General features: G+C 64.2%; 24 protein-coding genes and 1 pseudogene. 15 read left to right on the top strand and 10 right to left on the bottom strand.

What is annotated here, in order from left to right; translation table 11 throughout:
* The 4 genes and pseudogenes from ACRCSW_RS09245 to ACRCSW_RS09230 all read left to right on the top strand — a co-directional run.
* A pseudogene (locus ACRCSW_RS09245) lies at positions 1-290 on the top strand (penicillin-binding protein); the annotation flags it as partial.
* Between the two features lie 92 nt (positions 291-382).
* Positions 383-1,510 (top strand): peptide chain release factor 2, encoded by a 1,128-nt coding sequence (gene prfB, locus ACRCSW_RS09240; protein WP_438704452.1) that lies wholly within the window; start codon positions 383-385, stop codon positions 1,508-1,510.
* A 66-nt stretch (positions 1,511-1,576) separates the two neighbouring features.
* Positions 1,577-2,638, top strand: a complete 1,062-nt coding sequence (locus tag ACRCSW_RS09235) for a hypothetical protein (protein ID WP_438704450.1) — start codon at positions 1,577-1,579, stop codon at positions 2,636-2,638.
* Positions 2,639-2,698: 60 nt separating this feature from the next.
* The gene (locus ACRCSW_RS09230) at positions 2,699-3,466 is read left to right on the top strand and encodes a DUF2189 domain-containing protein (RefSeq protein ID WP_438704449.1); all 768 of its coding nucleotides are present in this window, start codon (positions 2,699-2,701) and stop codon (positions 3,464-3,466) included.
* Here ACRCSW_RS09230 and ACRCSW_RS09225 read toward each other — a convergent pair.
* The 5 genes from ACRCSW_RS09225 to ACRCSW_RS09205 all read right to left on the bottom strand — a co-directional run bounded on the left by ACRCSW_RS09225 (position 3,459) and on the right by ACRCSW_RS09205 (position 8,247).
* The gene (locus ACRCSW_RS09225) at positions 3,459-4,862 is read right to left on the bottom strand and encodes an MFS transporter (protein WP_438704447.1); all 1,404 of its coding nucleotides are present in this window, start codon (positions 4,860-4,862) and stop codon (positions 3,459-3,461) included. The two genes, ACRCSW_RS09230 and ACRCSW_RS09225, sit on opposite strands and share 8 nt — an antisense overlap.
* Before the next feature lie 46 nt (positions 4,863-4,908).
* Entirely contained in the window at positions 4,909-5,424 is a 516-nt protein-coding gene (locus ACRCSW_RS09220) for a bactofilin family protein (protein ID WP_438704445.1), read from the bottom strand.
* Complete coding sequence (locus ACRCSW_RS09215) at positions 5,414-6,751, bottom strand: DUF5930 domain-containing protein (protein WP_438704444.1); 1,338 nt, start codon at positions 6,749-6,751, stop codon at positions 5,414-5,416. Before ACRCSW_RS09215 ends, ACRCSW_RS09220 begins: the two co-directional genes overlap by 11 nt.
* Positions 6,752-6,918: 167 nt before the next feature.
* On the bottom strand, positions 6,919-7,734 hold the full coding sequence (locus ACRCSW_RS09210; RefSeq protein WP_438704442.1) for a ferritin-like domain-containing protein: 816 nt from the start codon (positions 7,732-7,734) through the stop codon (positions 6,919-6,921).
* Between the two features lie 51 nt (positions 7,735-7,785).
* A complete protein-coding gene (locus ACRCSW_RS09205) occupies positions 7,786-8,247 on the bottom strand; it encodes a peroxiredoxin (RefSeq protein ID WP_438704441.1) in 462 nt (153 codons plus the stop codon).
* 132 nt (positions 8,248-8,379) lie between these two features.
* On the opposite strand from ACRCSW_RS09205, the gene ACRCSW_RS09200 reads away from it, so the two are divergent.
* Positions 8,380-11,745, top strand: a complete 3,366-nt coding sequence (locus tag ACRCSW_RS09200) for an AsmA-like C-terminal region-containing protein (RefSeq protein ID WP_438704439.1) — start codon at positions 8,380-8,382, stop codon at positions 11,743-11,745.
* Entirely contained in the window at positions 11,742-12,776 is a 1,035-nt protein-coding gene (queA, locus tag ACRCSW_RS09195; RefSeq protein WP_438704437.1) for a tRNA preQ1(34) S-adenosylmethionine ribosyltransferase-isomerase QueA, read from the top strand. Before ACRCSW_RS09200 ends, queA begins: the two co-directional genes overlap by 4 nt.
* A 2-nt stretch (positions 12,777-12,778) precedes the next feature.
* Here the strand turns inward: queA and ACRCSW_RS09190 are convergent, their stop codons facing one another.
* Positions 12,779-13,513: a GNAT family N-acetyltransferase gene (locus ACRCSW_RS09190; protein ID WP_438704436.1), complete on the bottom strand. Its 735-nt coding sequence runs from the start codon at positions 13,511-13,513 to the stop codon at positions 12,779-12,781.
* A 207-nt stretch (positions 13,514-13,720) separates the two neighbouring features.
* On the opposite strand from ACRCSW_RS09190, the gene ACRCSW_RS09185 reads away from it, so the two are divergent.
* The 4 genes from ACRCSW_RS09185 to ACRCSW_RS09170 all read left to right on the top strand — a co-directional run bounded on the left by ACRCSW_RS09185 (position 13,721) and on the right by ACRCSW_RS09170 (position 17,624).
* Complete coding sequence (locus tag ACRCSW_RS09185; protein ID WP_438704435.1) at positions 13,721-14,947, top strand: MFS transporter; 1,227 nt, start codon at positions 13,721-13,723, stop codon at positions 14,945-14,947.
* Between the two features lie 59 nt (positions 14,948-15,006).
* The gene (locus ACRCSW_RS09180) at positions 15,007-15,594 is read left to right on the top strand and encodes a DUF924 family protein (RefSeq protein WP_438704433.1); all 588 of its coding nucleotides are present in this window, start codon (positions 15,007-15,009) and stop codon (positions 15,592-15,594) included.
* 75 nt (positions 15,595-15,669) lie between these two features.
* Positions 15,670-17,067, top strand: coding sequence for a dihydrolipoyl dehydrogenase (gene lpdA / locus ACRCSW_RS09175; RefSeq protein ID WP_438704431.1), 1,398 nt, complete (start codon positions 15,670-15,672; stop codon positions 17,065-17,067).
* A complete protein-coding gene (locus ACRCSW_RS09170) occupies positions 17,067-17,624 on the top strand; it encodes a class I SAM-dependent methyltransferase (RefSeq protein WP_438704429.1) in 558 nt (185 codons plus the stop codon). The genes lpdA and ACRCSW_RS09170 overlap by 1 nt, the downstream gene beginning before the upstream one ends.
* 6 nt (positions 17,625-17,630) lie before the next feature.
* Here the strand turns inward: ACRCSW_RS09170 and ACRCSW_RS09165 are convergent, their stop codons facing one another.
* Positions 17,631-18,116, bottom strand: a complete 486-nt coding sequence (locus ACRCSW_RS09165; RefSeq protein ID WP_438704427.1) for a DUF6647 family protein — start codon at positions 18,114-18,116, stop codon at positions 17,631-17,633.
* A gap of 137 nt (positions 18,117-18,253) precedes the next feature.
* Here ACRCSW_RS09165 and ACRCSW_RS09160 point away from each other — a divergent pair, with 137 nt between their 5' ends.
* Entirely contained in the window at positions 18,254-19,405 is a 1,152-nt protein-coding gene (locus ACRCSW_RS09160; protein ID WP_438704425.1) for an MFS transporter, read from the top strand.
* Between the two features lie 83 nt (positions 19,406-19,488).
* Positions 19,489-22,353 carry an excinuclease ABC subunit UvrA gene (gene uvrA / locus ACRCSW_RS09155; RefSeq protein WP_438704423.1) on the top strand — a complete coding sequence of 955 codons (2,865 nt, stop codon included), beginning with the start codon at positions 19,489-19,491 and terminating at the stop codon, positions 22,351-22,353.
* 10 nt (positions 22,354-22,363) lie between these two features.
* On the opposite strand, the gene ACRCSW_RS09150 is transcribed toward uvrA, so the two are convergent.
* The 3 genes from ACRCSW_RS09150 to ACRCSW_RS09140 form a co-directional block, all read right to left on the bottom strand.
* The gene (locus ACRCSW_RS09150) at positions 22,364-22,702 is read right to left on the bottom strand and encodes a hypothetical protein (RefSeq protein ID WP_438704421.1); all 339 of its coding nucleotides are present in this window, start codon (positions 22,700-22,702) and stop codon (positions 22,364-22,366) included.
* A gap of 126 nt (positions 22,703-22,828) precedes the next feature.
* A complete protein-coding gene (locus ACRCSW_RS09145) occupies positions 22,829-23,194 on the bottom strand; it encodes a hypothetical protein (protein ID WP_438704420.1) in 366 nt (121 codons plus the stop codon).
* An 84-nt stretch (positions 23,195-23,278) separates the two neighbouring features.
* Positions 23,279-24,778, bottom strand: a complete 1,500-nt coding sequence (locus ACRCSW_RS09140; RefSeq protein WP_438704418.1) for a CoA-acylating methylmalonate-semialdehyde dehydrogenase — start codon at positions 24,776-24,778, stop codon at positions 23,279-23,281.
* 93 nt (positions 24,779-24,871) lie between these two features.
* Between ACRCSW_RS09140 and ACRCSW_RS09135 the strand changes: the two genes are divergently transcribed.
* The 3 genes from ACRCSW_RS09135 to ACRCSW_RS09125 form a co-directional block, all read left to right on the top strand.
* Entirely contained in the window at positions 24,872-25,780 is a 909-nt protein-coding gene (locus tag ACRCSW_RS09135; RefSeq protein WP_438704456.1) for a LysR family transcriptional regulator, read from the top strand.
* Positions 25,781-25,834: 54 nt separating this feature from the next.
* The gene (locus tag ACRCSW_RS09130; protein ID WP_438704416.1) at positions 25,835-26,269 is read left to right on the top strand and encodes a CBS domain-containing protein; all 435 of its coding nucleotides are present in this window, start codon (positions 25,835-25,837) and stop codon (positions 26,267-26,269) included.
* 77 nt (positions 26,270-26,346) lie between these two features.
* The coding region (locus ACRCSW_RS09125) for an adenylyltransferase/cytidyltransferase family protein (RefSeq protein ID WP_438704454.1) at positions 26,347-26,518 on the top strand (172 nt) is incomplete at its 3' end.

Genomic DNA, 26,518 nt, shown 5'->3' with positions numbered 1-26,518 from the left:
GCTATTTCCAGAAGATCGACCGTTTCACCGGCCAGCCTCTGCCGGATGATGCGACGGGCGATAACGTCGTGTCCGAATACTTCCGCGAAGGCGAAGAAGCCTACGTCGGCCTGGGTAGCGTCGTCGTCGACGGCGGCTTTGCGATGGGCGAGAACCTGCCCCTCTTCGCCTATGGCGAAGGCGAGGGCGGCGGCAACGAAAACACGACCGTCAAGACTTCTGACGGCAATACGGTCGTCGTGCCGAAGAAAGCCGATTTCGGCACCGTCGCCTCCGGCGGCCTTTACTGACAACTGACCAAGCCCTTTGCCCGCACCCTTGCCGGGGCGCGGGCTTGGGCTTATGACCGCCCGCAACAGACAGCCGATGGACCGAACCCGAAATGCGCGCCGAAACTGAAGGCAAGATCGAAGCGATCGAGAAGACGCTGAAGCTCCTCGCCCAGAGGATGGACTGGGAGACAGCGCCGCATCGTCTGGAAGAATTCGACGCGATGATCGAAGCGCCGGATCTGTGGAACGACCCCGCCAAGGCGCAGAAGCTGATGCGCGACCGCCAGGCGCTTCTGGATGCGGTGAACGGCTACAAGCTGATTTCCGGGGGGCTCAAGGACAACGTCGAGCTGATCGAGCTTGGCGAGGCCGAGGGCGATGCCGAGATCGTCACCGAGGCCGAGAAGGCGCTTGCCGATCTGGTCAAGGTCGCCGAGGCAAAGGAGCTGGAAGCGCTTCTCGACGGCGAGGCGGACGGGAACGACACGTTCCTGGAAATCAACGCCGGTGCAGGGGGCACGGAAAGCTGCGACTGGGCCTCGATGCTGGCGCGCATGTATGTCCGCTGGGCCGAAGCGCACGGCTTTACGGTCGAGCTGCAGTCAGAGACCGAGGGCGACGGCGCGGGGATCAAGTCGGCGTCCTACAAGACTTCCGGCAAGAACGCCTATGGCTGGCTGAAGACCGAAGCAGGGGTGCACCGTCTGGTCCGCATCAGCCCCTACGACAGCGCGGCGCGGCGGCATACCTCGTTCTGTTCGGTCTGGGTCTACCCGGTCGTCGACGACAACATCGAGATCGAGGTCCAGGACAAGGACATCCGGATCGACACTTACCGGTCCTCGGGTGCGGGCGGCCAGCACGTCAACAAGACCGACTCGGCGGTGCGGATCACCCACTTCCCAAGCGGAATCGTGGTGACCTCGTCCCTGAAGTCGCAGCACCAGAACCGCGACATCGCGATGAAGGCCCTGAAGTCGCGGCTCTACCAGCAGGAACTGGACAAGCGGAACGCCGCGATCAACGAAGCGCATGAAAACAAGGGCGACGCGGGCTGGGGCAACCAGATCCGCTCTTACGTGCTGCAGCCCTACCAGATGGTGAAGGACTTGCGCACGGGGCATGAGACGTCCGACACCCAGGGCGTTCTGAACGGCGATCTGGACGCGTTCATGGCAGCGACGCTGGCGATGAACGCATCCGGCAAGAAGCGCGGCGATTTCGACGACGTCGAATAGGGTCGGGAAAGACTACCTGACGGTCCGTTTGCCCAGTCGTTAGATTAGGCACCAACCGGAGGTTCCATGCCCTTCCCATCCACCGCTAGCGCCTTGTCGACCCTGATCCTGGCGTCATCGGTCCAGGCCCACGAGATCACAGTCGACACCTGCGCCACCGATCCCGTAGCGGTTTGCGCGCTGGAGATCGACCTCCCGGACTTTCAGACGATCGACGCCGACCCGCGCATCGTTGACGGGCAATTGCTGCGACTTCTGGGGGCTGATCCGGCGGGCCGGTTGACAAGTGTCGACGTCTCGCTGGCCGATGGCGCCGTGGCGGGCAGTGTCCTCCTCGATCTCGTCCTCGGCTTGCCCGATCACGTCGAGGGTCTGATCGCGGCGGATGGCAAGACCTTTGCGGTCTACCCCTGGACCGGTGAGGGCGACCGTGGAGGTTTCCGGTTCTATGATGCCACAGGAAAAACGCTTGGGACCATGTCAGCAGACGTCCCGGACGGTTGGCAATTCGAGTATTCGCCCGCCGAGACGCTGGGCATCCTGGCGGGCCAGAACCGCCTCACCTTTGACGAAACCGCACTTCGCGGCACGTTCTACCGGTTCGAGCTTTACGTCAGCGTAGCGGACGGCACCTTCGACGTTCGCGAGCTTCACGCCGGGACTTCCGGCACGAACCCTCTGGATACTCTGGATGCCTATCTCGGGCGTCTCCTTGCAGGGCAGGGACCTGATCCGGGCTATGAATACGAAAGCTTTGTCGGTCCGCTGTCGGCCGTTACCACGGAAGCAAGCGACGGGAACCCTTCGCGGCTGAGCGTGCGTTCTGAGGAAGGGGGCGAGGTCTTCTTTGATCAACGCCTCGGCCCGGCGCGGAGGGGCTACGACTATCGCCAGGCTCGCCTGTCACCGGATGGCGCCCGGCTTGCCGTCATTCGAACCCAAAGCGCCGAGGGCGATTCAACGACGCAGTTGATGGTCTTTGATGTTGCGACGACGGCCCCGACTTTTGCGGCTGAGCTGTGGCAGGAAGGGCCGGTCGTCTGGCTCCCGGACAACCGGATCGCCGTGCTGCAGGCCGATGATCAGGGCGGGACGCAAGGCTTCGCCTTCGATCTGCCGCCTCCGTAGGGCGCTAACGGGCCCATCAACAGACTTGCCGGGATCGGCTCTTGAGGCCTAAAATCCGGTATGGCCATCACGAGCCCGCCCGCCGTGCCCGAGATCAACGAGGTCGACGCCTCCGACCTCCGCGAAAGCCTTGTGCTGGGGTGGCGGGACTTCAAGCGGGCGCCGCTTTTGGGGCTGGCGTTCTCGGCCGTCTACGTATTGGGCGGCTGGCTGATCTTCTGGGCCATGACGACCAAGGGGCAGGTCTGGTGGACGCTTCCCGCCAGCGCCGGTTTCCCGATCCTCGGGCCCTTCATCGCCTGCGGATTTTATGAGATTTCCCGGCGGCTTGAGGCCGACGAGCCTTTGGTGGCAGGCGAAATCTTCGGGGTGATCTTCCGCCAGAAGGACCGCCAGATCCCGGCGATGGCGGCGGTGATCGTGGTCTACTTCCTCTTCTGGAACTTCCTGTCGCACATGATCTTTGCACTGTTCCTAGGGAACGCGACGATGACCAACGTGTCCTCCTCGATCGCCGTGTTCCTGACGCCCGAGGGGTTGACGATGCTGGCCTTCGGCACCCTCGTTGGTGCTGCTTTCGCGACGCTTCTCTTTTGCCTGACGGTCGTGAGCCTGCCGATGCTTCTGGACCGCGAGGTCGATTTCGTGACTGCGATGCTGACGAGTTTCGCCCTTGTCCGGGAAAACCCGCGCGTCATGCTGGGCTGGGGCGCGCTGATCGCCATATGCCTTTTTGCCGGGATGATCCCGGCATTCCTTGGTCTTTTCATCGTGTTACCGCTTTTCGGGCACGCGAGCTGGCACCTTTACCGCCGTGCGATCACCTAGAACGCCGCGCCGACATCAGCGCCAGAGCCATGCCAAGCGCGGCCATCCCGGCTGAGATGGCAGCAACGATGCCGAAGGCTTCTCCGGTCGCTGCAAGATGCGCGGGGTCGGTGCCGGGCAGCCCGAAGCCCGGCTCGCCCGTCCCATAAGTGGCAGCGGCGATCTTGCCCAGCACCGCGACGGCGATCAGGCCCGCCACCCGCGCAACCGCGTTGTTGATGCCCGAGGCCGCACCCTGTTCGCCGTCCGGCACCTCGGCCATCACTGCGGCTGTCAGCGGGGCCACCACAAGGCCAAGCCCCACGCCCGCCAGCACCATCAGCGGCACCACCCGGCCCCAGAAATCACCCCCGACCGCCACCAGCCAAAGCCCGCCGTAGGCGAGCGCAACCAGCGCCGAACCCCCGGCCATCAGCGGACCCGGACCGAAGCGGTCGGCCATGCGACCGGACCAGGCGGACATGATGCCGATCAAGAGGGAAATCGGAATGAAAGCCGCAGTCACCTCGATCTCGTTCACGTCCCAGGCCGAGACTGCGGTCATCGGCAGGTAGAACATCACCCCACTCAGCGCAAAGTAGAGCGCGAGGGTGACGATGTTGGTCACCGCAAAGGACCGGTTGCGGAAAAGGCCAAGGCGGATCATCGGGTGGGGTGCCCGCGCCTCCCACACCAGGAAAAGCGCAAGGGCCAGGGTGGCGGCGATGCCGATCCAGAGGGCAGCCCCGTTGGTGGTCAGCGCGTAGGCCATGAGGCCAAGGCCCACCGTTGCAAGGGCCGCACCGACGATGTCGACGCCGACGCCCGGCTCGCGACTGTCGCCGGTGACCCGTCGCAGCATCCAGATCGACAGAAGTCCAAGCGGCACGTTCAGCGCGAAGATCATCCGCCAGCCCCACTCGCCCCCCCAGGCGATGAGCATGCCGCCAAGGACCGGCCCGAAGGCCGTGGTCGCGGTAGACGCGGCGGCCCAAAGGCCGAGAGCCTTGCCGCGCTCTTCCTTCGGATAGGCGCGCGCGATGATGGCCATCGATCCCGGCACCATAAGCGCGGCGCCAACCCCCTTGATGGCACGCCCAGCGATCATCTGCCCCGGATCCTGGGCAAAGGCGCAGGCGACCGAGGCCGCGATGAAGATCCAGATGCCCCAGGCAAAGACCCTCGCCGTCCCGAAGCGGTCGCCCATCGCCCCGCCCACCAGAACCAGGGCCGAGAGGGAAAGGAGATAAGCGGCGCTGATCCACTGCGCCTCGACCAGCGAAGCGTCCAGGGCGCCCCGGATTGCGGGGATCGCAATCGAGGTGACGGACCCGTCGATGAAGCCCATCGACGATGCGAGAATGGCGGCCCAGAGGATGATGCGCCGGGCTTCCGGTGCACAAAATGGAACGGGCACCGGGGGTGGCCCCCGATGCCCGAGAAAAGTCGGTGTTCTGGTCAACTCAGCCGGGTTCGCCGGTGCTGACGGGGGTTACCGGGCCATCCAGACGGGCGGCACCCGCGGGGCTGCGGCCATTCGCCAGCGGGTCTTCCTGACGCTGAACCGAGCCTTCGAAATGCGCACCCGATTCGATGGCGATCGTCTTGTGGATGATGTCGCCTTCGACCCGAGCGGTCGAGGTGAGGCGGACCTTGAGGCCGCGCACCCGGCCTATCACGCGGCCGTTCACGACGATGTCGTCGGCCACGATCTCACCACGGATGGTGGCGCTTTCGCCAACGGTCAGAAGATGCGCGCGGATATCGCCTTCAACCGTGCCTTCAACCTGGATATCGCCCGTGGTGCGCAGGTTGCCCACGACGGTCAGGTCAGAGGACAGGACCGAGGCCCCCGCCTTGCCCTTCGGCGCCGAGGGGGTGAAATCCATGGACGGTTTGGTCATCGGGCTCTCCGGGGCTTTGGGCTTGTCGGCCTCGCCTTTGGGGCCCGGCTCGTTGATGCGGCTTTTAGAAAACATTCTTCGCTGCCTTTATGAAGGTCATCGGGTTCACGGCGGTACCGCCCAGGCGGACCTCGTAGTGAAGATGGGTGCCGGTGGACCGGCCTGAATTGCCCATATCACCGATCCGGTCGCCGCGCGATACCCTTTGTCCAACCTCGACCCTGACTTGGCTAAGATGCGCATAGCGGGTCTCGACCCCGAAGTCGTGCTGGATCTTGACCAGACGGCCATAGCCCGAATCCCATCCGGCGTGGGTGATGGTGCCATCCGCAGTCGCATAGACCGGCGTGCCGTAGGCGCCCGCCATGTCGGTGCCTTCATGCATCCGGGTGCCGTAGCCCTTCGGGTCGCGGCGGTAGCCGAAGCCCGAGGTCCAGCGGAAGCTGTCTTTCAGCGGCATCGCAAACGGCAGCTTGAAGGCCGCGATGCGGTACATGTTCATCCGGTCGAGGCCGGTGAGGATCGCGTTCGCGCGCTGCTCGTCGGGGGTCAGGGCGCCGCCGGAGGAGGAAAAGCTGATCGGCGTCAGCGGCCCGCCCTGGCCGGAATAGCCGTCGCGCACTGCGTCAAGCAGGTCTTCGGGCGACATGCCCGCTTCGCGGAACATGTTGTCCAGGGGTTCGACCGAGATGGTCAGCGCTTCTTCAAGCTTGGCGAAGATAGCGTCGTTGCGCATCTCCAGCGCTTTCTTCTCATCCGCGACAAGGCGGGTCTCTTCGCGGGCGATCTCGGCCTCGGCCAGTTCCGCGTTGCGCTCTTCCGCCGCTTCGCCAAGCGCGCCGGTCAGGAATTGAAGGGTGGCGACCGTGTCTTTCGCCCGGCCCATCTCGGTTACGCCGCCGGACTGGGTGTTCAGCGCGAGCGTCACGCGGTCGGCCTCGGCCCGGGCCTCGTCGCGTTCGCTGATCGTGCGGCGAAGCGTGTCCTGAATGGCGTCGATTCCGGTTTCAAGCTCACGCCGGCGGTCTTCCGAGGCGAGAAGCCGCTCCTGCATGTCAGAGACCTGGGTAAGGGCCACGTTGAAGCGTTCCTGCGCCCGGACCGCCTCTTCCGCACGAAGGTCGCGGTCGGCCGACAGCAGATTAAGCCGTTCTTCGTAAAGCGCCTGCTGGCGGACGGACTGCTCGCGCGCCGATCCGGCGCCGATGCTGTCCATCATGATCAGGGCCGTCGCGACGATCGTCCAGGCCAGGCCCAGCGTGCCGCCCACCAGTGCGATGATCTGAGTCGTCGGGCGCAGCCGGATGAACCGGGTCTCGGTATCCGACTTCAGAAAGAGCCGCTGTTCGGGAAAGAGCCGCTCGAGGCTTTGGTGAAACCGATAGGCGAGGCGGTTCAGCACGTTGTGGTCATCCGTTCATTGCCTTTGGTCGGCTTCGCAAGGTGCCCGGGGCGGCTTTGCCCAAGGCTTTGATCTCATTATCCATCCCATTTCAGGGCCGCAACATTTTTGACCATATTCAGGGTTTTCCCACGCGTCACAGGGCCTTTTCGGCAAAAAACCGCCGATCAACCGGCCTTTTCGGCCAGCGGCCAGTAGAAGTCGGGCGGCAGACCCGCATCCGCGCGCTTTGCTTCATTGAAGGGCGGTTTCAGCGTGGAGTGGAAGTATTTGCGCACCAGGGCATGGAATATCTCTTTGGGATCGGTGCCGTTCCGACCGCAAAGCCAGTTGAACCATTTCGAACCATAGGTCACATGGGCGACCTCTTCGGCATAGATCACTTCCAGCGCGGCAAGGGCCTGCGTATTGCCAGCCTGGCGGAAGATTTCGATCATGCCGGGCGTCACGTCGAGGCCACGCGCTTCCAGTACCATGGGCACCACGGCAAGGCGGCCGAGGAAGTCGCCCGCGGTGTCTTCCGCCGCACGCCACATTCCGGCATGGGCGGGAAGCGCGCCGTAGTGGCTGCCCATTGCTTCAAGGCAGTCGCAGATCAGGTTGAAATGCTTGGCCTCTTCGTCGGCAGCCTTGACCCAGTCATCGTAGAAGCCCATCGGCATCGGCTGGTCGGTGAACCGGGCGATGATGTCCCAGTGCAGGTCGACCGCGTTCAGTTCGATATGTGCAACAGCGTGAAGAAGGGCCACGCGCCCTTCAGGCGAGCCTGGGCGGCGGCGGGGGACGTCCTTCGGTGCCAGAAGCTCAGGCTTGGCTGGCCGCGCCGGGCGCAGGGGCGGCTCGGCGTGGCCGATCGGGATGGGCTGACCGGCGCCACGCGCAGCGAACCAGGCCGCCGCATTTTGCCGCCCAAGCGCCGTCTTTTGCCGTCCGTCAGCGGTAGCCAGGACTGCGACGGCCAAGTCGGCCAATGTCTCTTTCATCTTGCCACATCCCGTCGTGCCTAAAATTTTTCGTCGAAAAATTTTAGCCCGTCACAGCGCCTTCACTGCGGCCAGAACCTCGTCGGCGTGGCCCTTGACGCTCACCTTGTTCCAGACCTGCGCCACCTTGCCAGCACCGTCGATCAACACCGTCGTCCGCTCGATCCCCATGTAGGTCTTGCCATACATGCTCTTCTCAAGCCAGACGCCATAGTCTTCCGATGTATGTCCGGTCTCATCCGAGGCGAGCACGATCGACAGCCCGTGTTTCTTGCAGAACTTGTCGTGGCTCTTGACGCTGTCCTTCGAGATGCCGACGACCGTGGCCCCTGCGGCGGTGAAGTCGGCAAGGCGGGCGTTGAAGTCCTGGGCCTCCAGCGTGCAGCCGGGCGTGTCGTCCTTGGGGTAGAAGTAAAGCACCACCTTGCCGGGCCGTAGCGCCGATAGCGTCAGCATATCGCCACCGTCGCGGGGCAGGGTGAAATCGGGGGCGGTATCTCCGACAGAAATCATGCGCGGCTCCTTGCCTTGAGAGGTATTGTGACTTTTCATCTAGTTGTCTTCGCGCAAAGATAAAGGCACGAGACGGCCAATTGCGCCCCGACAATCGGGGCCAGTGTTCGGGCAGCGGAGCACCAGGCGTAGATGGAGGACCAGGCGGCGGGGCCGGAAGGCGGGGCAAATCCCGCAGCCGTGCCCGAGCGTCAGAGAGAACGTGTTCAACCGGCGCGGCGCACCTTGCGCGGGCGCTCGGTGATCAGTCTGACAACGATCCTGACCCTTGTCGTGCTTGCGCTGGCTTTCGGTTATCTCACGATGGCCTATACCGGGAAGACCATCCGCCTTCCCACCTGGGGCGTGGCCGAGCTTGAGGCGCGGATCAACGATGGTCTGGAAAGCGCGCGGCTTCCCAAGGGGTCTGCCGTGTCGCTGGGCGGGGTTGAGCTTGCTGTCGACAGCGATTTCGTGCCGCGCTTCCGCATCGAAGACATCCGCCTGATCGATGGCAACGGCAGGTCGCTCATGACTCTGCCCGAAGCGGTGGTGGCGCTGGAGCCGAAGGCGCTTCTTACCGGGAAGGTCCGGACCAGTTCGGTCCGTCTGGTCGGCGCAAGGCTTGCCGTCCGGCGCGACGCCAGCGGCCGCATCGATCTGGAGTTTGAGGGGAGCAGTGAGGGACCGGGGCCGCAGACCTTTGCCGAAGTGCTGCAGGCAGCCGAGGCGCTGTTCGCCACCCCGGCGCTTGCCGAGCTGAAAGTGATCGAGGCGGATGGGCTGTCGCTGGACCTGACCGACGAACGCGCCGGGCGGTCCTGGCAGGTAGGGGACGGGCGCCTGGTCATCGAAAACGGCGAAAAGGCGGTTTCGGCCGAGCTGGGACTGACCCTCCTTGACGGCGCGGTTCCAGCCCAGGCGGTCCTGACGCTCGTCTCGGACAAAGGCGCCGAGACAGCCCGCCTCAGCGCACGGGTCGACAACATCGCCGCCACCGACCTTGCCGCAATCGCACCGCCGCTTGCCTTCCTGACCTTTGTCGATGCGCCGATCTCGGGGTCGCTTGAGGCGCATCTCGACGGGTCCGGCGCCTTTGCCGGGCTGGAAAGCCAGCTTCACCTTGCGGCGGGAAGCATCTCTCCGGGAAGCGGCGCGCGTCCCATCGGGTTCGACCGGGCGGCGCTGTCGCTGACTTATGATCCGGCCACGGCGCGGATCGAACTGTCGGACCTGTCCGTCGAAAGCACCTCGCTTCGCCTGAAGGCGCGCGGGCATGGCGATCTTCTGGGCACCGACGGCGGACCCCTAGCGGTTGGCGCGCTCCCTGAAACCATCCTGGGCCAGATGGCTTTTTCCGAGGTCATGGCCGATCCCGAGGGGCTTTTCGAAGAGCCGATCCGCTTTGGCCAGGGCGCCGTGGATTTGCGGCTGCGGCTCCGGCCCTTCAAGCTTGAGATCGGCCAGCTTGTGCTGGTGGACGGGGACGAGCGGCTGCAGCTCTCGGGGGCAGTGGCCGCGACCGGCGGCGCATGGAGCGGCGCGCTGGATGTCCAGCTGAACCAGATCGAGACAGAGGAGCTTCTGAAAGTCTGGCCGGTCTCGGCGGTGCCAAGGACCCGGACCTGGTTTGTGGCCAACGTCGGCCAGGGCCTCCTTTACGACGTGCGCGCCGCCCTGCGCCTGCGGCCGGGAGAGCAGCCGCAGTTCAGCCTGGGCTATGAGTTTTCCGATACCGAAGTGCGCTTCGTCCGCACCCTCCCGCCGATCCTGAACGGCAGCGGTCATGCCACGCTGGAGAACAAGACCTACACGGTCTCTCTTGATAAGGGGCACGTCATCGCCCCCGAAGGCGGGCGGATCGACGCGGACGGAACCGTGTTCAAGGTCTATGACATCACCGAACGGCCAGCGACGGCCAAGATCGATCTCGTCACCTCGGCCAGCCTGACGGCAACCTTGTCGCTTCTCGACCAGGAGCCCTTCAGCTTCTTCTCGAAGGCCGGGCAGCCCTACAACCTTGGCGACGGACGGGCCGAGCTTAAAGCCACCATCATCATGCCGCTGAAGCCGAAAGTCCCGTTTGAGGAGCTAAGCTTCACTGTCGCGGGCCGGATCGTCGACTTCACCTCGCCCTCGCTGGTGGCCGGCCGCATTCTGACCGCCCCCGAGGTCGAGGTGGCCGTGAATACCGAAGGGCTGGAGCTTAGCGGCAAGGGCAAGCTTGACCTTCTGCCAGTGGACCTGACCTATCGGCAAGGCTTCGGGCCCGAACAGAAGGGCCGGGCGCGGGTGAATGGCACGGTGATCCTGTCCGACGCTGCCCTGCGCGATTTCGGGGTTGAGCTGCCCGAAGGTGCGATCCGCGGCGAAGGGCCTGCCGCCGTCGATATCGCGCTCGTCAAGGACCAGCCGCCGCAGCTGACGCTGACCTCCACGCTTGTCGGCCTGTCGTTGCGGCTGGACGCGCTTGGCTTTTCCAAAGGCGCGAAGACCAAAGGGGCGCTTGACCTCGAAGCCCGGCTCTCGCGGCAGCCCGTGGTGGAACGGCTGGTCCTGAAGGCGCCAGGGTTCGAGGCTCGCGGCCGCATCACCACGCGCGAAGGCGGCGGGCTGGACGAGGCCACGTTCGAAAAGGTCGTGGCGGGCGACTGGCTGGAGGCAGAGCTCCGGTTGACCGGCAACGGCAAGAACCGGGCGCCCGATCTGACGATAACGGGCGGAAATCTCGACATGCGGGGGATGCCCGACGGGGAAGGGGGCGTTGGCGGCGGCCCGATCGCTGTCCGGTTCGACCGGCTGCGGATTTCGGAAGGCATCACGCTTACCGATTTCCGCGGCGAGTTCGCGTCGCGGGGCGGCTTCAACGGCAACTTTGTCGCGGGCGTGAACGGCAAGGCCGAGATCCAGGGCGCGGTCGCCCCGGCCAAGGCGGGAAGCGCGATCCGGATCACCTCCGAGAATGCCGGGGCAGTGATGGCGGCGGCAGGCATCTTCGACAAGGGGCGCGGCGGTACGCTCGACATGACGCTGGTCCCGCGCGGGCCCAAGGGCGAATACAACGGCAACGCGACCTTCACCCGGCTACGCGTTCAGGATGCACCCGCGCTGGCCGGGCTTCTGTCGGCGATTTCGGTCGTGGGGCTGCTAGAGCAGATGAACGGCGAGGGGCTGGCCTTCAACAACGGTGAGGTGAGCTTCATCCTGACACCTGAAGCCGTCGAGATCAGCCAGGGCTCGGCAGTGGGCGCATCGCTTGGGATTTCCTTTGCCGGGCTATACCTGTCGCAAAGCGGCAAGCTCGACCTTCAGGGGGTAATCTCGCCGATCTATCTGGTGAACGGGGTGGGGCAGATCTTTTCCCGCAGGGGCGAGGGGCTCTTCGGCTTCAACTACCGGCTGACCGGGACGGCCGATGCGCCCAATGTCTCGGTCAACCCGCTGTCGGTGCTGACCCCCGGCATGTTCCGCGAGCTCTTCCGGCAGAAGCCGCCGAACCTTAAAGATACCGGCGGATGAAGCTTTCCGATTTCGATTTCGACCTGCCGGAAGCGCTGATCGCCACCCGGCCCGCCCGCCCGCGTCCCTCGGCGCGGCTGTTGCTGGCCGAGGGCGACCGGATCAGCGACCGGCGGGTGAGCGATCTGATCGATATCCTCCGGCCAGGCGACCGGCTGGTCCTGAACAACACCAAGGTCCTGCCCGCGCGGCTTTTCGGTACTCGGGCGCGGGGCGAGGCGGTGGCGAAGGTCGAGATCACTCTCCTCGACCCCCACCCGCACGGCTGGCGGGCGCTGGCAAAGCCGCTGCGCAAGGTGCAGCCGGGCGAGGTGATCCGCTTCTCCGACCGCCTATCCGCGACCGTTGCCGCGAAGACCGAGACGGACCTGACGCTGCAGTTCAACCTGACCGGCGGCGATTTCGACGCAGCACTTGCCGAGGCCGGGGTCATGCCGCTTCCGCCCTATATCGCCGCCAAGCGTGCGGCGGATGATCAGGACCGCACCGACTATCAGACCGTCTTCGCCCGCCATGCCGGCGCGGTTGCCGCCCCGACCGCCAGCCTCCATTTCGACGAACCCCTGTTGCGCGCGCTTGCAGACAAGGGCGTGGAGTTCACCGAAGTGACCCTCCACGTCGGCGCGGGGACGTTCCTGCCGGTCAAGGTCGAGGATGTGACGACGCACCGGATGCACGCCGAATGGGGCCGGGTGACGGCAGCGGCTGCGGCCGAGATCAACGCCACCAAGCGGGCAGGGGGCCGGGTGATCCCGGTCGGGACGACGGCGCTGCGGCTGATCGAAAGTGCTGCGGACGACGCGGGTGTCCTCCATCCCTACGAGGCAGAGACCGACATCTTCATCTACCCCGGATACCGGTTCCGGGTGACCGACGCCCTGATGACCAACTTCCACCTGCCGAAGTCGACGCTGGTCATGCTTGTCTCGGCCCTCATGGGCGAAGACCGCATCCGCGCGATCTACGACCATGCTATCCGGACGGGCTACCGGTTCTTCTCATACGGCGACAGCTCGCTCTTGATCCCTTAGCCTTAGGGCTTCAAGCGAACAAAACCATCCCACTCACCGCCATCGCGTCCGCGCGGGGCTAGGCCCAGGCTCTCACGGTCGGACGGTACAAAACCGCACGCCAGAAGCAGCCGACGCGAGGCGTGGTTCTGGGGGTGAACCCGCGCGGTCAGCCGCGTGATGTAGGGCTTTCTGACCGCAACCCGGTCAATGAACCGCGACACCATCTGCCGACCATAGCCCTTGCCGCGCGACACCGCGCCGACCCAATAGCTCAGCTCCGCCGTTGCGGGGTCAGCACCATATTCCAGCCGCACCTGTCCGACCGGCTGACCACCAACGACCGCGACCCGCACCTTGTGATGCGTGCCCTCGGTCGAAAGGGCGATAAGGCTGCGAAGCGTATCGTCGTCAAGCGCCTCGGGCATTGACTCAAGCATGTAGGTCCACAGGCTTCTATCGGACAGAAGCGAGCGGTAGATGGCCAGATCGTCTTCCACCCAGACCCGAAGCGTCAGCGTCTGCGGCTTGGGATAAACCGGCGTCCCGTCGATCTGCTTGTAAAGGTTCAGCGTCCCGACCTGCCAGGACAGCGGCGTGACCGCGTCCGTGTCGTCTTCGGTCGTCAGGGGAACCCATCCAAGCTGCAAGGGGCAATAGGCAAGCGCTGCCCCGGTCGACCGGGCGAGCGCCAGTTCTTCTGCGTCGAGCACACCATCGAACCGTCTGCGGGTTGAATCCTCACCCGTGTCGCTCATGCCGCTTCTCCATAATCAAAATACCAATCACTGGCAGATGGGATCGCCCGTCCGGATTTCAATTCACAAATCGGAAACATGCTGGTTCCGGAACGAAAAAATCTGTGAGCCGCCCATCAACGCCCCGACCTCAGGTTCTAGACTTGCCACGGCGGGCGAGTTGAGGCACGCAAGGTCAGCAATCGGCCTAAGGAAAGGCGCGACGGGATGCTGAAGGTTCTGGCCCATTCCTGGCCCCTGCTGACCGGAGTCATGCTCCTCATGGTCGGCAACGGCATCCAGGGCACGCTTCTCGGCATCCGCGGCAATCTCGAGGGCTTCTCGACCTACCAGCTCTCCTACGTGATGGCGGCCTACTTCCTTGGGTTCCTCTTCGGCTCCTGGGCCGCACCAAGCATGATCCGTCGCGTAGGGCATGTCCGGGTCTTCGCCGCCCTCGGTTCGCTCATCTCGGCCATCATCGTGATCTACCCGGTCTACCCCGATTGGATCGTCTGGACGGTCCTCAGGATTTTCGCGGGCTTCTGCTTTTCCGGCATCTACATCACCGCGGAAAGCTGGATCAACAACACCGCCTCGAACGAAACGCGGGGCCAGGCGCTTTCGATGTACATGATCGTGCAGATGATCGGGATCATCACCTCGCAGGTGCTGCTGAACCTGCCTGACCCCAGCGGCTTTGCGCTTTTCATCCTGCCGTCGGTCCTTGTTTCGCTCGCGTTCATGCCGATTCTTCTGGCCCCCACGCCCGCGCCCGCTTTCGACAGCACGCGGCGCATCTCGTTCCGGCGCCTCTTCAGCATCTCGCCACTTGGTTGCGTCGGCATGCTCCTGACCGGCGGAGTCTTTTCGGCGATGTTCGGGATGGCTTCGGTCTGGGGCGCGCAAGAGGGGCTGAACATCACTCAGATCTCGATCTTCGTCGGCGCGCTTTACGTGGGGGGGCTGCTGGCTCAATACCCGATTGGCTGGGCCTCTGACCGGATGGACCGGCGGATGCTGATCATGGGCCTGTCCGCCGTCGCTGCGGTGGTCATGATCCTGGCCACCTTCCTGACGCTGCCCTTCCCGGCGCTGGTCGGCGTTGCCGTAGTTCTCGGCGGGATCACCAACCCGGTCTACGCGCTTCTCATCGCCTACACGAACGACTTCCTGACGCGGGAACAGATGGCGGGCGCCTCGGCGGGCCTTATCTTCCTCAACGGCTTCGGGGCGGTCTTCGGCCCCACTGCAACCGGATGGATGATGGAACAGATCGGGCCGTCTGGCTTCTTCCTCTTCATCGGCGGGCTCTTTGCGGGACTGGCACTTTATGCGGCCTACCGGATGACCCGTCGCGCAGCACCCACGGTCTCGGGTGCCTTCCGGGGCGTCACGCCCGGCGCCTCGCCCCTTGCCGTCGAAGCGGTTCTGGATGAGGCCGCCAAGCCCTGACATCCCGGTTGCGGAGTTTACCATTCCCTGCAAGGCTTGAGCCAACGAGGGAGGCACCGATGTCGGACCCGGTCGAGGTTCTGGAATTCTGGCTTTACGAGATCGGCCCCAAGGGCTGGTATGCGGGCGGTGAAGAGCTTGACAGCCTTTGCCGTGAGCGCTTTGCCGACCTCTGGCAAGCGGCGCATGACGGGGGGCTCGACCACTGGGTGGACGGTACGGTCGGCACGCTCGCCTATCTGATCCTCACCGACCAGATCCCGCGCAATATCCACCGTGACACGGCCCTGGCGTTCTCGACCGATGCCAAGGCCTTGGCAGCCGCCAAGAAAGCGGTGGCCGAGGGCTGGGATATGAACGCGCCCGAGCCGGAACGGCAGTTCTTCTATCTGCCGTTCGAGCATTCCGAAGACCCCGCGGATCAGACCTTGGCGGTGGAGCTTCTGACTGAACGCCTGTCGTCCGACCCCGACATGGCGCTTCATGCCCGCGCGCACAGGGAGGTGATCCGCCGCTACGGCCGCTTCCCGACCCGCAACGCAGCGCTTGGCCGCGTCAGCACGGTGGAAGAGCAGGTCTATCTTGACCAGGGCGGCTATATGGCGCTGGTGAAAAGTCTTAAGGACAGCCATGCGCCTGATGCATAGGGTTGCGGCGCGCGCTGAGTTGCTTGGTTTCAGAAAGTAGTTTAATGGCAAACTACTTTTTCTGAGGAGGGAAAGATGGCAGACCAGAGCTTCGATGTGATCGTGATCGGTGCCGGGCCAGGGGGCTATGTTGCTGCCATCCGGGCAAGCCAGCTGGGTCTGAAGGTTGCCATTATCGAGCGCGAAAACCTGGGCGGCATCTGCCTCAACTGGGGCTGCATCCCGACCAAGGCCATGCTGCGCAGCGCCGAAGTCTTCCATCTGATGCATCGCGCCAAGGAATTCGGGCTCTCCGCGACCGGCATCAGCTATGACCTGCCCGCCGTCGTCGCCCGCAGCCGGGCCGTGGCCAAGCAGCTTTCCAGCGGCATCGGCCATCTGATGAAGAAGAACAAGGTCACCGTCTTCATGGGCGCCGCCACGCTGCCCGCCAAGGGAACCGTCACCGTCAAGACCGACAAGGGCACCGAGACGCTGACCGCCAAGTCGATCATCCTGGCCACCGGCGCCCGAGCCCGCGAACTGCCGGGGCTGGAGGCAGACGGCGATCTCGTCTGGTCGTACCGGCATGCGCTCGTCGCTTCTCGGATGCCGAAGAAGCTTCTGGTCATCGGCTCGGGCGCGATCGGTATCGAATTTGCGTCGTTCTTCAACACCTTGGGTTCTGACACCACCGTCGTCGAAGTGATGGACCGGATCCTGCCGGTCGAAGACGCGGAAATCAGCGCCTTCGCGAAAAAGGCTTTCACCAAGCAGGGGATGAAGATCATCGAGAAGGCCACGGTCAAGAAGCTTGACCGTAAACCCGGGGTAGGGGTCACCGCGCATATCGAGAAGGACGGCAAGACCGAGACGATGGAATTCGACACGGTGATCAGCGCCGTGGGCATCGTCGGAAATGTCGAAGACCTGGGACTTGAAGCGCTGGGGGTCAAGGTCGACCGGACCCACGTGATAACCGACGAATACTGCCGCACCGGCGTCGACGGGCTTTACGCCATCGGCGATATCGCTGGCGCGCCGTGGCTCGCGCACAAGGCCAGCCATGAAGGCGTCATGGTCGCCGAACTCATCGCCGGGGGGCATCCGCACCCGATCAAGCCGAACTCCATCGCAGGCTGCACCTATTGCTACCCGCAGGTCGCCTCGGTCGGCCTGACGGAAGAGAAGGCCAAGGCCGCCGGTCATCAGGTCAAGGTCGGGCACTTCCCCTTCATCGGCAACGGCAAGGCGATTGCGATGGGCGAGGCGGAGGGCATGGTGAAAACCATTTTCGACGCGAAGACCGGAGAGCTTCTGGGCGCCCACATGATCGGCGCGGAAGTGACCGAGATGATCCAGGGCTACATCGTTGGCCGGACGCTGGAGACCACCGAAGCCGAGCTCATGGAGACGGTCTTCCCCCATCCGACCATGTCCGAGATGATGCACGAAGCCGTGCTCGACGCCTACGGTCGCGTGCTTCACATCTGATGCGGTCGCTGAACCGCATCGTCATGCAAAAGGCCAGCCGTGAGTGGATCAACGGCCTCGGGCCGAAGAAACTGGACGTGGCCGAGATTTCGGGGAAGTGGGGCGAGGCGTTCGGCTTCAAAAGCTACCAGCGCTTCCACTATCCGCAGTACGACCCCTGCGCCGGTCCTTTCCAGGGCGCTGACGGCAAGGTGCTCAAGTTCGACCTTATCCTTGCGAACCAGGTCTGGGAGCATATCGACCGCCCCTACGCCGCGACCCGCAACGTCTACCGCATGCTGCGCCGCGGCGGATGGTTCTGGGTGGCCGTGCCGTTCTTCATTCCCTTCCATGCCGCCCCGGTCGACTGCTCCCGCTGGTCGGCGCGGGGCCTCAAGAACCTGCTGGTCGAAGCCGGATTTGACGAAGCACATGTCCAGTCCGCCCAGTGGGGCAACCGGCAGACGGCCGCCCGCAATCTTGAGACACCATGGCCGCCAAGGCTTGAGCTGGACGACGACCTTACCGACGATCCGGATTTCCCCATTGTCTCCTGGGCCATGGCGCAGAAGGTCTGACCCGCCTCAGTAGTCGGATCCGGCCCCGCAACTGCCAAGCTGGCTGGCCAGAAAATCGGTCAGCATCGCCTCACGCGACAGCCCATTGTCACGCAGAAACCCGGCCTGCAGACGGTAGGCCTCGGCCTCAAGCTCGGCGGGGCAACGGACCCGCTGGTCGGCGCCCGCGGCAAACTGTGCCGCATGCACCATCTCGTGCAGGAGGAAGCTCTGCCCGTAGGCGCCCTCAAGGTCCAGATCGGCCGCCAGCTCGATATCCCCGGTATCCGGAAAATACGCCCCGGCCTGCGACCGCATCGCGCCTTCGGCGGGCAGGGCGGAAAAGCCGATCTCAGGGCAGGCGACGGCGTCGTAGTTGCTGTTCGCAGTAAGGTAGGTGTTCAGCTCTGCAACCAGCGGGCAAAGATCGCCAGCCTGCGCGGGAAGCGCGAACCCGGTCTGGGCCAGCGCCAGAATGATCCAAAGCTCTTTCATGCAATTGATACTTAACATTCATGTTTGCTTTGCAAGCATTACATGAATCTGTGCATGCACAGTTCCGGCATCTGATGCCAAGCGGTAGCAGTGTCGACAGTTGCCATTCCTCATCGGCCCCGGCTACAAGGGAAGGCCCTTGCCGGACCTCCTCCATGCGCAGCACTCTGATCGTGATCGCCGTCTTTTGCGCGGGCCTTGGGGCTGCGGCGCAGTTCGGCAAGATTTCCATCCTCTATGACGCACTTCGCGCCAGCTACGGCGGCCAGGGCGAAGTGGCGCTTGGCCTCGTCGTGTCGATTGTCGGCGTGGTCGGGCTGATCTTCGGCACCACCGCCGGTCTTCTGGTCGCCCGCATCGGCCCCCGCCGCGCCATCGTGGCAGCCATGTTGGCCGGGGCGGGGATGTCGGCGCTGCAGGCCCTTATGCCCGCCTATCCGCTGATGCTTGCTTCGCGCGTGGTCGAGGGGGTCTCACACCTGGCCATTGTCGTCGTCGGACCGACGATGATCGCCGCCGTCGCGTCGGATGCGCAGCGACCGCTGGCCATGACGCTCTGGTCCAGCTTCTTCGGCGTGACCTACACCGCGTTGGCACTTGTCGGCCCTTACACCACGCCTTCAGGGCTCTTCCTTGGCCATGCCGCCTACATGGCTGGCCTTTCCGCAATCCTCTTCCTCATCCTGCCGCCCGACCCGCGCCAGGCACCCGCCCCCCTTGGCAACATCGTCCGGCAACATGTTGAAATCTATGCCTCACCCTGGCTTGCGGCGCCCGCGATGGGCTTTTGCTGCTACACCTTCCTCTACGTCGCCATCCTGACCCTGCTCCCACCCGAGACGCCCGAGACACACCGAGCCCTGATTGCCGCCGGGATGCCGCTTGTGTCCATCGCCGTGTCGCTGACGCTCGGGGTGCAGCTTTTGCGGCATATGCCGGCGGTTCGGCTGGTCCAACTGGGTTACGCCGCCGCCATCCCCGGTTTCCTCGTTCTTTGGGCGTTCTGGGGGCAGGGCACCGGCATGGTGGCCGGGGGCTTTCTTCTGTCGGCAGCCCTGGGGATCGTCCAGGGGGCCAGCTTCTCCTCGATCCCCGAACTGAACTCCACCGCCGAAGACCGCGCCCGTGCCGCAGGGGCCGTCGCGCAGCTTGGCAACCTTGGCACGACGACCGGAACGCCGGTTCTTGCGGCACTCCTTGCCTCCGCCGGACCGCCCGGCCTTGTCGTTGCGGCGGTCGTGCTTTGTGCGATCGGCATCGGCCTGCATCAGCTTCAATCACGTCGTCGCCTTGCCCGGACGGATTGACGTCCGTTCACTTTTCGTTCACAAATTCTGGTTGGAGACTCGGCCATTAAGCACTATCTGTGGCGCGGCATCCGGGGGTGATCATGGCCGAACAGAAGTTCATCGAGGTGCGGGGTGCCCGCGAGCATAACCTCAAGGGCGTGGACGTTGCCATTCCGCGCGACCAGCTGGTGGTGATCACCGGGCTGTCGGGCTCGGGCAAGTCGTCCTTGGCGTTCGACACGATCTACGCCGAAGGCCAGCGGCGGTATGTGGAATCGCTGTCCGCCTACGCCCGGCAATTCCTTGACATGATGGGGAAACCCGACGTCGACCATATCTCCGGCCTCTCGCCCGCCATCTCCATCGAGCAGAAGACCACGTCGAAAAACCCCCGGTCGACCGTCGGCACCGTGACCGAGATCTACGACTACCTCCGCCTCCTTTTCGCCCGCGTCGGCACGCCCTTTTCGCCGACGACAGGCCTGCCGATCACCGCGATGCAGGTGCAGGACATGGTGGATGCCGTGATGGCGATGCCCGAAGGCACGCGAGCCTACCTGCTTGCGCCGATCATCCGCGACCGCAAGGGCGAGTACCGAAAGGAATTCCTCGACCTCCGCAAGCAGGGCTTCCAACGCGTCAAGGTCAACGGCACCTTCCACGAGCTTGAGGACCCGCCAACCCTCGACAAGAAATTCCGCCACAACATCGACGTGGTGGTCGACCGGATCGTGGTGAAAGAGGGCATCGAAACCCGCCTCGCCGACAGTTTCCGCACCGCCCTCAACCTCGCCGACGGCATCGCCGTCATCGAGCTGGCCGACGTTGCCGAAGGCGCCGAGCCCACCCGCACCACCTATTCCGAGAAATTCGCCTGCCCGGTCAGCGGCTTCACTATCGCCGAGATCGAACCCCGGCTCTTCTCGTTCAACGCCCCCTTCGGCGCCTGCCCGGTCTGCGATGGCCTTGGGATGGAGCTTTTCTTCGACGAACGCCTTGTGGTGCCCGACCAGAACCTGACCCTGATGCAAGGCGCCATCGCGCCCTGGGCCAAGTCGAAATCGCCCTACCTGACCCAGACCATGGAGGCGTTGTCCAAGCACTATGGCTTCAACCTGAAGGCCAAGTGGAAGGACCTGCCCGATAGCGTGAAGGACCTGTTCCTGCGCGGGTCGAACGGCGACGAGATCGAGTTTCGCTACGACGAAGGCGGACGGGTCTACCAGGTGAAGCGGGTCTATGAGGGGATCATCCCCAACATGGAACGCCGCTACCGTGAGACCGACAGCGCCTGGAGCCGCGAAGAGATGGAGCGCTACCAGTCCAACCGCGCCTGCGGGGCATGCGGCGGCTACCGCCTGAAGCCCGAGGCGCTGGCAGTGAAGATCGCCAAGCTGCACATCGGCCAGGTCGTGCAGATGTCGATCACCGAGGCCTTCGCCTGGATCGAAGGCGTGGCAGGCACGCTGACCAACCAGCAGAACGAAATCGCCAAGGCGATCCTGAAGGAAATCCGCGAACGCCTTGGTTTCCTTGTGAATGTGGGCCTCAACTACCTGACGATGAGCCGCGCCGCAGGCACCCTGTCGGGCGGAGAATCGCAGCGGATCAGGCTCGCGTCCCAGATCGGCTCGGGCCTCACGGGTGTGCTCTATGTGCTGGATGAGCCGAGTATCGGCCTTCACCAGCGCGACAACGACCGGCTTCTGACCACGCTGAAGAACCTCCGCGATGCCGGGAACACCGTTCTGGTCGTCGAACACGACGAAGAAGCGATCCGCGAGGCGGACTATGTCTTCGACATGGGGCCGGGGGCCGGGGTGCACGGCGGAATGGTCGTCAGCCACGGCACACCCGCCGAGGTGGCCGCCGATCCGGCAAGTCTGACCGGCCAGTACCTTTCGGGCAAACGCGCCATCGCCGTGCCGAAAGCGCGCCGCAAGGGGAACGGGAAGAAGCTTGCTGTCGTGGGTGCGACGGGGAACAACCTCAAGAACGTCACGGCCGAGTTTCCCCTGGGCATGTTCGTCTGCGTGACCGGCGTTTCCGGCGGCGGCAAGTCATCCCTGACGATCGAGACGCTCTACAAGACCGCGGCCATGCGTTTGAACGGCGCACACGAGACGCCCGCTCCATGCGAGACGATCAAAGGGTTCGAGCATCTCGACAAGGTCATCGACATCGACCAGCGCGCGATCGGCCGCACCCCGCGGTCGAACCCCGCCACCTACACCGGCGCCTTCACCCCGATCCGTGACTGGTTCGCGGGCCTCCCCGAAGCGAAAGCCCGCGGCTACCAGCCCGGAAGGTTCAGCTTCAACGTCAAGGGCGGGCGGTGCGAGGCCTGCCAGGGCGACGGTCTTCTGAAGATTGAGATGAACTTCCTGCCCGATGTCTACGTCACCTGCGAGACCTGCAAGGGCCACCGCTACAACCGCGAGACTCTGGAAGTAAAGTTCAAGAACAAGAGCATAGCCGACGTTCTTGACATGACCTGCGAAGACGCCCGCACCTTCTTCCAGGCCGTCCCCGCGATCCGCGAGAAGATGGACGCGCTCTGTGAAGTTGGCCTTGGCTACATCAAGGTCGGCCAGCAGGCCACGACGCTCTCGGGCGGCGAGGCGCAGCGGGTGAAGCTGTCGAAAGAGCTCAGCCGCCGGGCGACAGGGCGGACGCTCTACATTCTGGACGAACCGACGACCGGCCTCCACTTCGAGGATGTGAGGAAGCTCCTCGAAGTGCTTCATTCCCTTGTGGATCAGGGAAACACCGTGGTGGTGATCGAACACAACCTCGACGTCGTGAAAACCGCCGACTGGGTCATCGACATCGGTCCGGAAGGCGGTGATGGCGGGGGCGAGATCGTCGCAACCGGGACGCCGGAAGAGATTGTCCAGGTCGACCGCAGCCACACGGGCCGCTACCTGAAAGACCTTCTCAAGCCGCGGCGGGTTGCCGCCGAATAACGACGGCGCCTCAGTTCAGAAGCTCGCTGACAATCCCGACTGCTTCGATCACCGTCAGCGTGTCCCGCACGACGCGCAGAATCTCGTCGTCGACGCGCAGATAGGTGCTGCCGTCATCGTAATCGCGCAGGTTCCAGCGCTCCCAGTCCTCGCGCGGGATCAGGACATAGCCGCCCTCGACCCTGTCGCCCTGCTTCCAGGATTTGCCGACCTGTCCGGGCGGAACGCAGGGTACCGCTTTCTTGGCAAGTCCCGGCGGGCAGTGCTTCGGCTTCGCTTCGGCTGGAACTGACACCATCACGGCGCCGACAGCGACGGCGACGGCAAGAAGGGCGCGCAGGCGTGGCATGGCAGGCTCCTTAGACTTGGATGCCAAACCAATGCCAGAAACGCCGGTCCCGGTCCATCGGCAACGGCCGATCACCTTCCCGTTCGGCACATTGCCGCTCCACCGGATCGGCGGCAAACCACAAGCTCAGCGCAGACGCCAGGTCCGGCTGTCGCGGATCACCTCGATGACTTTTGCGGACGTGTTGTCCACCCGGTAGACGACGCCATCCATCGCATAGTAGCGCCAGGTGCCGTCAGTCCCGGGCAGGCCATAGCGCTTGGGGTTCATGAGAAGCGACCGCTCCTCGACCGGGAAGCGGTCTCCGATGGCATAGGCGGGGGGCTTGACCTCGACCGTCAGCACCCGCCGCCCGGTGTTGTCCACCGTCCCCGAGCCCTCCTGCCCCGCAGCGTCACCGCACATCGACTTGACCAGCGATGCACAGTCTTCGGCCAGCGCAGGGCTGCCAAGGCCAGACAGGACGACTACCACGGACGCAAGCAAGCGCATTTCGTCACCAGGCTATGGAACCACTCCCGAACATAATCCTGCCCGTCCGCACGGCAAGCTTTTCCTGTCGGCGGCCCGTGCCCCTCAGTCCAGCGCCTTGAAATTCAGGCTCGCGCCTTCCTTGATGCCCGAGAACCAGCGTGCGGTCACCGTCTTGGTCTTGGTGTAGAACTTGAACGCATCCGGCCCGTACTGGTTCAAGTCGCCAAAAGCCGACCGCTTCCAGCCGCCGAACGAGAAGTACGAGAGCGGCACCGGGATCGGGAAGTTGATCCCCACCATCCCGACATTCACCCGGCTCGCGAAGTCCCGGGCCGTATCGCCATCGGCCGTGAAGATCGCTGTTCCGTTGCCGTACTCATTGTCCATCACCAGCTTCAGTGCATTCTCGTAAGTCGGCGCCCGGACGGTCGACAACACAGGCCCGAAAATCTCCTGCTTGTAGATGTCCATCTCTGGCGTCACGTGGTCGAAAAGCGTCGCGCCAACGAAGAACCCGTTCTCATAGCCCTGGATCTTCAGACCCCGCCCATCGACGACCAGCTTCGCACCCTGTTCGACGCCCGAGTTTATCAGGCCCATCACACGGTCCTGCGAAGCCTTGGTGATCAGCGGGCCGAAATCTACATCGTTTCCAGCGGTATAGGGCCCGACCTTCAACTTCTCGATCCGCGGGATCAGCCGGTCGATCAGCGCATCCGCCGTCTTGTCGCCCACCGGAACGGCAACCGAAATCGCCATGCAACGCTCACCTGCAGCACCGTAGCCCGCGCCCACCAACGCATCCGCCGCCTTGTCCAGATCGGCGTCGGGCATGATGATCATGTGGTTCTTCGCACCGCCAAAGCACTGCGCCCGCTTGCCGTTCGACGCGGCCCGGCCATAGATGTACTGCGCGATGGGGGTCGATCCCACGAAGCCCACGCCCTGGATCACCGGGTGGTCCAGGATGCCATCGACCGCTTCCTTGTCGCCATTCACGACCTGCAGCACGCCGTCCGGCAGACCTGCCTGTTGCAGAAGCTCGGCGAGGTATAGCGAGGTCGAAGGCACCCGCTCCGACGGCTTCAGGATCATCGCATTGCCCGAAGCGAGCGCCGGGCCGATCTTCCACAGCGGGATCATGGCCGGGAAGTTGAACGGAGTGATGCCCGCAACCACACCAAGCGGCTGGCGCATGGCGAAAAGGTCGATGCCAGGCCCGGCCGAATCCATCATCTCGCCCTTCAGCATCGCAGGCGCGCCCATGCAGACCTCGATCACTTCAAGGCCCCGCTGCACGTCGCCCTTGGCGTCGGGAATCGTCTTGCCGTGCTCACGGGCGACGAGTTCGGCAAGCTTTTCCATGTTGGCGTTGATCAGCGCACCGAACGCCATCATCACCCGCGCACGCCGCTGCGGGTTCGTGGCCCCCCAGCCGACCTGCGCCTTCGCGGCCTCCTGGATGGCGTGGTCAAGCTCGGCCAGCGTTGCCAGCGCAACCCGCGCCTGCACTTCGCCCGTCGCGGGGTTCATGACATCGCTGAAGCGGCCCGAAGTGCCCTTCACAAGCTTCCCGTTGATCCAGTGACCGATCTCTTGCATGGAATCCTCCCGAATTTGCTGGTGCAGGTTTAGCATTGCGGAAATGCCAGACAAAGCGGCAATGTGCCAAAAACGCTTTGCGGAAATGCAATGATGGACTGGGACGATCTGCGCGTATTCCTGGCCGTGGCCCGGACCGAAAGCCTTTCGGCCGCTGGCAAGCGGCTGAAGATCGACCCGGCCACCGTCGGTCGCCGCATCGCCCGGCTGGAGGACACCATCCGCGCCCGGCTTTTCCTGAAGTCCCCGCAAGGCTATGCCCTGACCGAAGAGGGCGCCCGCCTTATCCCCCATGCCGAAGAGGCCGAAAGGGCCGCCCTCGGCGCAGAAGAGAGCCTGTCCGGACCCGGCGGTCTGACCGGCCTCGTCCGCATTGGAGCACCTGACGGCTGCGCAAACTACCTTCTGCCGCAGGTCCTCGCCCGGATCTGCGACACAAACCCCGGCCTTGAGGTGCAGATCGTCGCACTCCCCCGCGTCTTCAACCTCTCGAAACGCGAGGCGGACATGGCCATCGCCGTCTCACGCCCCGAGGCAGGGCGGCTGACCGTGCAAAAGCTCACGGACTACCGGCTGCACCTTGCGGCCAGCCGCGACTATCTTGCCCGATCCGCTCCGATCCGCACAGCGGGCGACCTCAGACAACACCGGATCATCGGCTACATCCCCGACATGATCTTCGACAAGGAACTCGACTACCTGGCCGAAATCGGCATCGGTCCTGCCACGCTGACCTCGAACTCGGTTTCGGTGCAGCTGAACTGGCTTCGCCACGGGGCAGGGGTCGGCGTCGTCCACGACTTCGCGCTTCCCGCCGCCCCCGGCCTGACCCGGATCCTCGCCGACCAGATCAGCCTGACACGTGCCTTCTGGCTGATCCGCCACGAAAGCGACGCAAGGCTCGACCGACTGAACCGCTTCGCCGACCAGCTGACACGGGAAGTGCGGGCCGAGATGGCGCGGCTTGAAGCCGTTCTGCCTGAAGGCGAACAGCGTGCTTGACAGAAGCCCCCTTCAGTCCGACCCTTGGTTCTCCCATCGGGAGGAGGGCTACCCATGACCGTACAGCAAGTTCTTAAGGTTAAGGGGGACGGCGCCATCGTGACGGTGCCATCGTCAGCGACTTTGTCCGAGGTTGCAGAAGTTCTGTCGGCGCGCCGGATCGGGGCTGTCCTGGTCTCGGACGACGGCCAGCGCCCGCTCGGCATCCTTTCGGAACGCGATATCGTGCGTGAGCTTGGGCGGCGGGGCGTCGGTTGCATGACCGATCCCGTGACCAAGGTCATGACGTCGAAGCTCGTCACCTGCACGCGTGCAGATCGTGCGACGGATGTCATGCAGAAGATGACCGACGGCCGCTTTCGCCACATGCCGGTCATGGACGGCGAGGTCATGGTCGGCTTCATCTCGATCGGCGACGTCGTGAAGTACCGGCTCTCGGAACTGGCGATGGAAAAAGACGCCCTTGAAGGCATGATCAAGGGCTTCTGATCCGCCAAAAATGCACTTGCACCTGCGCAGGCAATAATGTTGCGTGCATGGGACTACGCAGGCTTTTGGGGTAATCCATGCGCATCGGGCTTTATCCGGGAACCTTCGATCCGGTCACGCTTGGCCATACCGACATCATCCAGCGCGCCATGGCTCTGGTCGACCGTCTGGTCATCGGGGTCGCGATCAACCGCGACAAGGGTCCGCTTTTCAGCCTGGAAGAGCGTGTGGCCATGGTCGAAGCCGAAT

The organism is Tabrizicola sp., from assembly GCF_051645465.1.
GTDB lineage: Bacteria > Pseudomonadota > Alphaproteobacteria > Rhodobacterales > Rhodobacteraceae > Tabrizicola.
Note: the sequence above shows the minus strand (reverse complement) of the source record. Positions and strands in the feature narration are given on the sequence as shown.